This window comes from Clostridioides sp. ZZV14-6154, assembly GCF_020657785.1.
Classification (GTDB): Bacteria; Bacillota; Clostridia; order Peptostreptococcales; family Peptostreptococcaceae; genus Clostridioides.
The window spans coordinates 1-10984 of the sequence record NZ_JAGWCY010000022.1 but is presented as its reverse complement, the minus strand read 5'-3'; the positions used below and the strand labels follow the sequence as shown (position 1 = coordinate 10984).

Annotated in this window: 8 protein-coding genes and 1 pseudogene; 7 read left to right on the top strand and 2 right to left on the bottom strand. The window is 29.2% G+C overall.

The window, feature by feature from the left end:
• Nucleotides 1-263, top strand: a pseudogene (locus KGF45_RS19260) (cell wall-binding repeat-containing protein); the annotation flags it as partial.
• 386 nt (nucleotides 264-649) lie between these two features.
• Here KGF45_RS19260 and KGF45_RS19255 read toward each other — a convergent pair.
• Nucleotides 650-1894, bottom strand: a complete 1245-nt coding sequence (locus KGF45_RS19255) for a D-alanyl-D-alanine carboxypeptidase family protein (protein WP_227830443.1) — start codon at nucleotides 1892-1894, stop codon at nucleotides 650-652.
• A 41-nt stretch (nucleotides 1895-1935) separates the two neighbouring features.
• Nucleotides 1936-4770 carry a sigma-54-dependent transcriptional regulator gene (locus KGF45_RS19250; protein WP_227830442.1) on the bottom strand — a complete coding sequence of 945 codons (2835 nt, stop codon included), beginning with the start codon at nucleotides 4768-4770 and terminating at the stop codon, nucleotides 1936-1938.
• 689 nt (nucleotides 4771-5459) lie between these two features.
• Here KGF45_RS19250 and KGF45_RS19245 point away from each other — a divergent pair.
• The 6 genes from KGF45_RS19245 to KGF45_RS20570 form a co-directional block, all read left to right on the top strand.
• Entirely contained in the window at nucleotides 5460-6221 is a 762-nt protein-coding gene (locus KGF45_RS19245; protein ID WP_227433654.1) for a threonine/serine exporter family protein, read from the top strand.
• Nucleotides 6222-6716, top strand: a complete 495-nt coding sequence (locus KGF45_RS19240; protein ID WP_227830441.1) for a threonine/serine exporter family protein — start codon at nucleotides 6222-6224, stop codon at nucleotides 6714-6716.
• Nucleotides 6717-6944: 228 nt separating this feature from the next.
• A complete protein-coding gene (locus KGF45_RS19235; protein ID WP_227830440.1) occupies nucleotides 6945-8123 on the top strand; it encodes a hypothetical protein in 1179 nt (392 codons plus the stop codon).
• 263 nt (nucleotides 8124-8386) lie between these two features.
• The gene (locus KGF45_RS19230) at nucleotides 8387-9994 is read left to right on the top strand and encodes an ATP-binding protein (RefSeq protein WP_227830439.1); all 1608 of its coding nucleotides are present in this window, start codon (nucleotides 8387-8389) and stop codon (nucleotides 9992-9994) included.
• Nucleotides 9985-10689 (top strand): response regulator transcription factor, encoded by a 705-nt coding sequence (locus KGF45_RS19225; protein ID WP_227843068.1) that lies wholly within the window; start codon nucleotides 9985-9987, stop codon nucleotides 10687-10689. Before KGF45_RS19230 ends, KGF45_RS19225 begins: the two co-directional genes overlap by 10 nt.
• A 220-nt stretch (nucleotides 10690-10909) precedes the next feature.
• On the top strand, nucleotides 10910-10984 hold a 75-nt coding region (locus KGF45_RS20570; RefSeq protein ID WP_413926604.1), incomplete at its 3' end, for a helix-turn-helix domain-containing protein.

Genomic DNA, 10984 nt, shown 5'->3' with positions numbered 1-10984 from the left:
TAACTATGCCAACAGTATCAAGTGGATATACTATATCAATAAAATCATCAACTAATGAAAATGTTATAAAGAAAGATGGTACAATAGTACCACCAGATGCAGAAACAAAAGTTACATTAGTATTTACAGTAGAGCATACATCAAGTGGAAAAACAGCAGATACAAAATCAATAGAGGTAACAGTACCTGCTAAAACAACAGTAACAACTGTATCCTCTTTATTAGGTAGAATAGCAGTAAATCTTTTTAATTTCAATAAGTAAAACTAGTATGTAAAATGGGCTGTAAGTAGATTTGTATAAAAACAAATTTACCTACAGCTCTTTTGGTATACTAAAGTAGCAAATTTTGAATAATATTCATATGAAAAATTTAAAAACTATACCTTTAAAACTTCACATAATATTCATATGAATTATCTATTAAATTCATACACAAGAGTTATTATATAAACATAGAAGATAGTAAAACTAGCTTAAAAACATAATATAATACCCTATACAAAATAGTGGCAACTCTCCCTCACATCCTCAATTGTTGCCACTATTTTAATTTTTTTGTAAAAACACAACAACAAAAAACCCCACCATACAGTGGAGCTTTCCATAATTTTCAACTTTCATTCAATCTCTTAACTTTTATCTAAGCACTAAGCCTTAAAACAAACAGAATTTCTGCCTTCAAGCTCTCTATTTATCTTAGCGACCTTAATCTTAATTTTGTCCTTCAAAGGAATACAACCTATATTGCTTTCACTTCTTACATTAACACTTCCAACAAACTTACCAGAATCATTATAATACTTTGCAACACCAACAATATCTCCCTTATTGATAGGATAACTCATACTCTTAAACACTATCTTAGGATTGATATTCTCATTATCTGAAACAACACCATATAAATCTTTATCTACCTTAACTTTTATCTTAAAATCATCAATACCATCAACACAAGGAGTTTCTATAGTATCCCCCTTATGAGCTATTTTTTTAGAATGGAAATTGTCTTTACCATACTTCAATAAGCTAGCAGAAGAAGAAATTCTATTCTTCTTATTACCATCACCAAGTACAACACCTATTAATCTATGATTTCTTTCATTTTTAGCATCTTTAGGTACCATCATAGAAAATGCAAAACAATATCCAGCATTATCTGTATAACCTGTCTTTATTCCATCAACACCAGGAACTGAAACAAGTAGAGGATTTGTATTGTAGTGTGTAAAATCCTTTTTAGTATCATTATAAACTTGCATAGTAGTTATTCTAGTAACCTGACTTTCATAATGGTCATACATATACTTTCCAAGAGTAACTATATCATGAGCTGTTGATATGTTCTCGATAGGAGGCTCTTTACGTTCTGGGTCAGTATATCTAGGAAGACCATTTGGATTAAAATAATACGTATCATGCATTCCTATTTCTTCAGCTTTCTTATTCATCATATCTACAAAATTCTTTTCATCTTTACCAATGTATTTCGCTATGGCCATAGCAGCATCATTTCCAGAAACAAGCATAAGACCTTGCATAAGCTCCCCTAGAGGTATTTCATCGCCATCTTTAAGCTTACAAGTAGAACCTCCAACAGAAGCTGTAGACTTGTCTATTTTTACTATATCAGTTTCTTTAACTTGATTCTTATCTACTGCTTCTATTGCAAGTAAAAATGTCATCATCTTACTTAAGCTAGCTAGAGGCATTTTTTCGTCGCTATTTTTTTCAAATAATATTCTTCTAGTATCTTGGTCTATAAGCAATGCTGCCCTTGAAGAATTTGGGACTGGTGGATTATCTGCAAATGAGAATCCAGGTGTTATAAATGTAAAAATTAATGCAAGTATTGCTAAAAGTTTTACTTTTCTTTTCAAAATTTCATCCTCCATTTCATATACTAATTATGTGCGCAAGATAGGAACTATAGGCTCTATTTATTTAGATATTCATTAATCATATCTATTATATAAGCAATTTCCTCATCTGGTATCGAAATATTAAAGTAAGCTTCAGTTGTTTTAAAAGCTTCTCGTATTAATTCATATAATTTATAATTTTTACCAATTAACTCAGTAATGTTATTATATGGAAAAGTTGTATTTTTAAAACATCTTTCTATCATAAAAGAGCAGTGTAGTATATATCCAAGTTTAAATTTACTCTTAAGGTCTTCGTCTATTAATTCTATTATTGAAAATAATGATGAATTAACATAGTTGAATAATTTAACTGAGTCCAATAATTCTAAGTTCTGAGACATGAAGTTTATTATTAAGCTGTTATATGATAGATTTGTTTCCTTTATATTAGTGATAATATTGGCATTGAATGTACCTTCTATTATCTTGTTTAACATATCAAGGCCATATCCATTTAGAAGTTCTTCTATGTGTATAAATGGAGTGTTAGCAACATTAAAGTCTACACTACCAACAACTGCTAAAATTTTAGTATTACTAAATTTATTCCTATACATTTTAAAACTCTCTATATTATGAGGAACTAAGTTAATATTGTACTTATTGATATTTTTTAGCGAAGAATTTATAAAGTCTGCAACTTTCATAGCTGAACCATAACCTGTTATACAAGTAGTTATTATAGCATAATCTCTCGATTTTTCAGGATAATTTATTTCTGATGAGTCAATTGCAGCTCGTCCAATATATGGATTTAAAGAACTTAAAGAGTTAGCTAACTCATCTAAGGTCATTTCTGGTAGAGTACTTTTTCTTACTGCCTCCAAAACTATTGGAGTAGACACCATTTCAATAGAGCGTGTTTTAATCTTTGTTTTTTCTGAAATAAGTTCTCCAAAAGCTATAAGAGAGCCCATATCTGTTAAAAGGAGTACCCCCTTACCTTCATCACATTCTTTTACCAATTCTATAGCTTTGTCAAGTATAGTACTTACTTTCACATCCAAAGGCATATCAATTGCATTACAATGGTTTGTACCAAGTAGTGAATTGGCTACATCACACATACTGCTAGCTGTTGAATTTCCATGAGCAAGTATTATAACTCCAATACTTTCAGAGTGATTATTAGGCTCAAGGTATGTACTATTTAGAAACATAGATATAAATTTTACTTCATCCTTGGGTAAAGATATCTGTAGGTCGTTTTCAATTATACTTAAAACTATTTTAGCTATATTTAAATCTTTTTCTAAGAAAATTTTATCATTATATAGATTGTACTTAGGATTATATGTATCCTGGTTTATATTTTCTATAAGAGCACTTATATGCATTGAAAGAGCAACATAAGTTTGTTTTGTATATTTATTTCTAGAGATTTTTTCAGCCTCTTTTAAAGAGTGTTCAACAGCATAGTAAATCTTTGGGTTGATTACTTTAAAAATCTCATTACTTGTATAATCAGAATGAGTTACTGATGATACTGAAAGTAATTTTGTAGAGTATTTCTCCATGTAATTTATAAACATACTCCTTATATCATTTTCTAGATAAGGAATCTCTGTAGAGTATCTAAATCCATTGTTTGATGTATCTATATTGTATTTAGATAGTTCTTTTGTATATTCGACCTCTAAGTTGTTACCATTGAATTCATAAAAAAGCATATAATCAAGCTCTGATAATTTATTTAAATTACTGCGATTTTCATTCAACTTTAAAAGACCAGTGTAAATATAGTCAGGAACAAGAGATAAGTCTATTTCTATGTTGTCTTTTAGTTCAGTCTTATAATTTAAAAATGCTCTTGCACTCATAAGTTGTATATCAGACTTAAGTTGACCTATATTACCAAAACAATCATAAAGTAGTAATGATTTAATTACGTCTTTATGAACTCTTATAGTTGCATTAGTATATTTAGATTCTACAATAAAGAAATATTTAATGAGAGATAATCTTTCTTTTAAGGACCTATCCTGTAAAGCAGGTAGATTAATTGTAACAGGAATTCTTCTTAGAAAAGTTCCAAGTAAGGAAGACTGTATATCTTCTGTTGTAGCACACACAATAAAGACTGTAGCTCTATGTACGACATCAGATTCTCCTAATCGTCTGTATATACCTTTATCCATCAAAAGAAAAAGCATCTCTTGGCCTTCTGGGGGTAATCTGTGTATTTCATCTAAAAACAATATACCACCATTAGCCTGTGCAACTATCCCAAATTTATCCTTATTAGCACCAGTAAAAGAACCTTTAACATAACCAAATAAATTACTAAGAAGTAAGTTAGCATTTTCTGCATATTCAGCACAGTTAAATACTACAAATTTACTTTCAGAAGAAAATACTTTGCTTTCTATAGCATATTTGTACATTGTTTCAGCAAATGTACTTTTTCCAACACCAGTAGGCCCTATAAGCAATGTATTAAGACCTTTTGGAGGGTAAAGTATGGCAGATTTAGCTTTTTCTATAGCTAATTTAAGGCTAGAATCATGTCCAAGTAATGTTGAGAAGACATCTTCTGAATCATTTTTAGTTGATTTAAATAGTTCATTACAATTTCTTATAGAATATTCTGAGCTATTTAAGGTACGACCAATCAAATTTTCAATAATACCAGCATGTAAAAATAAAATAGGTTTACCAGATATTTTTACAACTTTCTTTTCATTATATAGATTATTTAATTCTTTACTAGTATTACTTCTATCAAGAGATGAATTGTTAGCAACTTCAAGAGTAGTAAATCCTGTTTTCTCTGATTGTAGGTCTTTTAAAGTTATATTATTACATAACTTATGTAGTGATAATAAAACTTTATCTTTTCTTAACATTATAGTACCCCCTTTCTTTATATTTAAGTTATATTAAATATATTATATAATATATTTAATATTAAAATAAGGTTTATAGTGGATATTTTGTATTTTACTTTTTAATATGTTGTTTTGTGTAGTAGTTGGTGTTAAAATAATAGTTGCATTTATATGAGATATGGATTTTTATGGATTTACATAAGGTATTATGTTGTTATATTAGATAAGTATAAATTTTGTAATGTATGTAGCACTTTTATCTAATGTTCATATAAATATATAAAAACTAATTACTTAAATATACATAAACTAATTATTAGGTTATGAGCAATTTAAAAGTGTACAGATTTAAAATTATAGTTATTGTAAATCGTCAATTGTAGTAGTTTTTAAAGTATTTAATGAAGAATTGGTAAAATGAAGAGTAAATGGAGAGAGAATTTTTTATTGAAACAAAAATAATGAAAAGAAAAATAAGCTTGTAAAATTTAAAGCAGTTATATATCAATGGTTGAAAGTGTCTATGAAATATTAATTCAGCCATTTTATGGTGTAAATAACTTTATAATTTATTTTTGACAAGCATAAAAAACAAATTTTTTCATAAAATCTAAATGTTGGATATTAATTATTTAAAATAGTTTTAAATAATTAATGTATTGTAATAAAATATGAATAATATTATAAAAGAATGGGAGATATGTTTTGTGGATATAGATAGAATTTTAAACTTTTCCTCAAATGCAGGTAAAGCTATGTTGCAAAGTGGAGGAGAAACTTATAGAGTTGAAGAAACGATAAGTAGAATATGCCAATCTTTTGGTATAGAGCATGTAGATGTGTTTGCAACTCCAACGGCTGTAATGGCATCTGTTTTTGTAGATGGGAAACTACATTCAGCAATTAAAAGAATAAGTTCAAGAAGGGTAGACCTAAACTTAGTTCATGAAGTTAACTCATTATCAAGAGCAATCAGTATAAATAATTTAGATATTGAGTTATGTGAGAGGATTTTAGATGAGATAAGTGAAGATAATTATTATTCAGATATAGTAACAATAATTTTTGCAGGTATTGCAGCAGCAACTTTTTCTATATTATTTGGAGGAGATTTAAAAGAATTTATAGCTGCGTTTATGGTGGGAATAATGACTAAATTTGTTATTATGTACCTAAATAAGTCATCACTAAACGATTTTTTTGTAAATGCGATAGGAGCAGTTGTTATAGCTTTTTGTTCTATTGTGATTCTAAAACTTGGATTTATAAAGACTATGGACCATTTAATAGCAGGAGCAATAATGCTTTTGGTTCCAGGACTTGCTTTAACTAATGCGTTAAGAGACTTGTTAGATGGTCAATTGATATCTGGTCTTGCAAAGTTGGCAGAAGTATTTTTTGTAGGTGTATCCATAGCAGTAGGAATGTTTTTGGTACTAGGATTATACTTCAAGTTAGGGGGTATATAAATGAAATTGTTTATAGAAGTAGTAGCAGCTTTTTTTACAGCCTTAAGTTTTGGAGTCTTATTTAATATGAAGGGAAAAAACTTGATAATATCAGGTGTAGGTGGAAGTATAGCTTGGTTTTCGTATAAGTTTTGTTTGAATATGGGTGTATCAGTAAACCTGTGTTTTTTTATAGCTACAGTATGTTTTGCAATATACTGTGAATTATGTGCTAGGATTTATATGACTCCATCGACAACTTTAAGTGTTTGTTGTCTCATAATCTTAGTACCAGGTTATGGAATATATAACACTATGTATTCTGTTTTAACTAATGACTATATTAAGGCAGTAGAGTATGGGGTAAGTACATTATCTTGTGCAAGTTCGATTGCATTGGGGTTAGTATTTATAACTACAGTATTTAGAAGAGTTAATCTGTATGGAATAGTTTCGAAGATAAAAGATAATAAAAAATATAAGAAGAGCATAAATAAAATTAAACCACAGAAATAGAAAAAATTGACTTTTATACCAAAGGGTGATAATATAATAACATAAAATAGAATAAGAATATCTTTTATTAAATTAGATATTCTTATTGTTATAATATCAGTCACGGTTTTTTATTTCAACAAACCGACAACTTGAATCACAGATGTAAGTTTTAGAACTTGTTTTGTATTAACAAATTTGTATTAATGTAGAAACCTTAATTCTAAATTAAAAAGGGGGAAAATCAAAATGGAGAAGCTGTCAGATAAGAGGAGAGTCAAGGCAGTAAGTATGGAAACCTTCGTATTTATTGTACTTTTGGCGGTAGGATTTGGCTATGTAGGCAGTATCATGGGTGCAGGAATGATGTTCAAAGTAATAATGAGCACGGCACATGCACTTTTACTAGACACAGTATTTTTGATAATGGCAATGGCAGTCCTTGCAGGTGCACTTAGTGCATTACTTTCAGAATTTGGAGTAATATCTTTAGTAAATAAGATATTTAAGGGCCTTATGAGACCTATATGGGGGTTACCTGGTGCTAGTATAGCAGGAGTAGTGGCAACTTATTTATCTGATAACCCAGCTATTATACCATTCGCTAAAGACAAAACATTTACACAATACTTTAAAAAATATCAAATACCTGCTTTATGTAACTTAGGAACAGCTTTTGGTATGGGACTTATTGTAACAACTTTCATGATAGCTCAAGGTAAAGAATATGTATTACCAGCTATAATTGGTAACGTTGGAGCAATAATAGGTAGTATTATTAGTGTTAGAATTATGTTGACTTTTACTAAAAAGTATTATAATTATGACCCTAAAAGTGATAATGACAAACAAGCAAGTGTAAACAGTGCAAAGATTGAAGAGTTTAGAGAAATAAGAGATGGTAATGTATTCCAAAGAACATTGGATGCTATACTTGAAGGTGGTAAGCTAGGTGTTGAAATGGGTATGGCTATAATACCAGGAGTTTTAGTAGTTTGTACATTAGTTATGTTATTAACTTTTGGACCATCTACAGACCCTGCTACAGGTCAAGCTGTTTACACAGGAGCTGCATATGAAGGTATAAAATTATTACCTGCTATTGGTGACAAAATCAGTTTTATAATAGAACCATTATTTGGATTTACTTCACCAGAAGCAATAGCATTCCCTGTAACTGCATTAGGTGCTGTTGGAGCAGCAATATCTCTAGTACCAGAATTCATAAAATCAGGTGCTATAACTCCTAATGATATAGCAGTATTTACAGCAATGGGTATGTGTTGGAGTGGATATTTAAGTACACACATTGGTATGATGGATGCTTTAGATGCAAGACCATTAGCTGGTAAAGCGATTCTTTCGCATACAATAGGTGGTTTATGTGCAGGTGTATGTGCCCACTTTATATTTATGCTTGTCGGATAGGAATGTTTTAAAAATCAAATATTAAGATATTATAATTTATTAGATTGAATTGAACTAACAATTTAAATATGTAAAAATTAAATTAGTGATTTAAATATATAAAGGTGCTGTTTTGAAATAGAGATTTATTTTCATTTTAAGACAGCACCTTTTAGTAATTTGAAGGTATTAATTAAATGTATTGATTGAATTTATTATGATAAAATTGTATTATATACATTAGAGTCAATTTAAACAGTAACAATAAGGAGGAATTGTAGTAAATGAAAAAAGAACGACTACATCATGAGGACTTAAAAGAGTATGATTATGATGAAGATGACTATCTCAGTAAGAAAATAATTATTAAGGACTTTATAAAAACTATATTGGTTATGATAATTGCTACTGGAATATCAGTAGCTTTTAAAAAAGTAGGTTTTAATGAATCTAATATTATTTTAGTGTATATATTAGGTGTATTATTTGCTACAAGTATAACACATGGGTATTTTTTTGGAATACTTTCTTCAGTAATAGGAGTGCTATCATTTAATTTTTTCTTTACACACCCATTATATACTTTTATAGCTTATAGAAAAGATTATCCAATGACCTTTTGTATTATGCTTTTGGCAGCAATTATAACAAGTACTTTAACTTCTAGAATAAAAAAAGAAGTAAGACTTTCTCATAAAAGAGAGAAAATGATAAGGTTGCTTTATGAAAATAATAAAACACTTCTTAAAGCAAAAAATAAAAATCAAATAATTGAATTTTGTGGGTCTAATTTGGTAAACATGTTAAATAGAACTGTTATAGTAACTATTGCAGATGGTGATAATAATCTAGGTAAGCCAAGTATTTATATTTGTAATAATGACGGAAGTGAGAATATATTCTATTCAGTATTAGAAAAGGAAGCTATAAAAGAGGCTTTTAGAACAGGTGTGCCAGTTGGGATTGGAACAAAATATTGTAAAAATAGTAGTGCTTACTATTTTCCTATAAAAGGTCAAGAATCCAATGTTCTTGGTGTTATAGGTATTGCATGTTTTAAAATTGATATTATTACGGAAAATGAAAAGATATTGTTAGAAGCAGTTTCAACACAAGTTGCATTAGCAATTGATAGAGAAAATCTATTTGAAAAGAATAAAAAAGCTAATCTTGAAACAGAACGAGAGAGGTTAAGAGGAAACTTGCTTAGATCAATTTCTCATGATTTGAGAACTCCACTTACAAGCATACTAGGTTCTTCTTCAACTATACTTGAAAATGATGATGTAATAGATAAAGAAACTAGAGTAGAGCTACTAAAAAATATATATGAAGATACAAGTTGGTTGACTCACTCTGTTGAGAATATACTTAGTATGACCAGAATAGATGAAGGAAAATTGGATATTGAAAAACGTCCAGAGGTTGTAGATGAAATAATTGCGGAATCTATACTAAGAGTTAAAAAATTTGCCAATAGTAGAGAGATACAAACCAATATACCAGATGAAATAATAATAGTTCATGTGGATGTATTATTGATAGAGCAAGTTTTAGTAAACTTAATTGACAATGCTATAAGACATACACCTAAAAATTCTAAGATAGAATTAACTGTAAGTAAAGAAGCTGAAAATGTATTATTTGAAGTGGCAGACAACGGAAAAGGAATACCAAGTGAAGATATTAAGAATATATTTAATAGATTTTATACAAAGAATAAAGCAAGAAATCTTGAAAGAAGAGGGATTGGTCTTGGTTTAGAAATATGTAAGTCTATAGTACAAGCTCATGGTGGAGAAATTATTGCTTTTAATAATCCTTCTGGAGGAGCCACATTTAGATTTAGTATACCTTTAGATAAAGGGGAGGTGAAAGACGAATGGAAGTAAAACCGTTGGTTTTAATTGTGGAAGACGATAGACCAATTTGTAAATTTATAAAAGTGTCTCTGGAAACTCAAAACTATAGATGTGTAGAAACTGACAATGGAGGCACAGCTATATCACTTATACATTCTCTTGACCCAGATTTAATAATTTTAGATTTAGGTTTACCAGATATTGATGGAATTGAGGTAATAGGTAGAGTTAGGGCTTGTGCTAAAAATAATAAAATAATTGTTGTTTCAGCAAGAGAACACGAGAGAGACAAAGTTGAGGCTTTAGATGGTGGAGCAGATGATTATTTGACGAAACCTTTTAGTGTAACAGAACTTTTGGCTAGAGTGCGTGTGGCCCTTAGAAATAAAGTTCAACAAGGTAAGATAAATAGTGATGTTCCTACAACCTTTGAGGTTAAAAATCTAAAGATAGATTATGAAAAGCATGCTGTATCTATTAATGACGAGGAGATACACTTAACTCCAATTGAATATAAACTTGTTGAATTAATGTCTAAGTATTCAGGGAGAGTTTTAACACATAAATTTATAATAGATAAGGTTTGGGGTAATTACTATGAAAGCGAAAACCAATCTCTTAGAGTTTTTATGGCAAGTATAAGACGAAAAATTGAAAAAAATCCTGCTCAACCAGAGTATATTTTGACTGAAGTAGGAGTAGGATATCGTATGACAGATGAATAAGTATCAAATTAAAAGTATTAGAATCTAAACTAGTAGTAGTATTTTAACTAAATACAAATAGCCATGTGTTCTATAATAAGTAGGAGGAAAGACAGCCTATTAATATTATACTTGCATGGCTATTTTTATCTTTTTATCAAAGATAGGCGAAATATTCCATCCTCAATATAAGTAGGGTGGAGATGTAAGCCTGTAATATAAATTAAAAGGAGGTGAAGAAATGATACAGATGAAAGCTTTTAAGTTTAGAATATATCCAAATCAAACTCAAAAAGAAATAATAGAAAAATCTTTT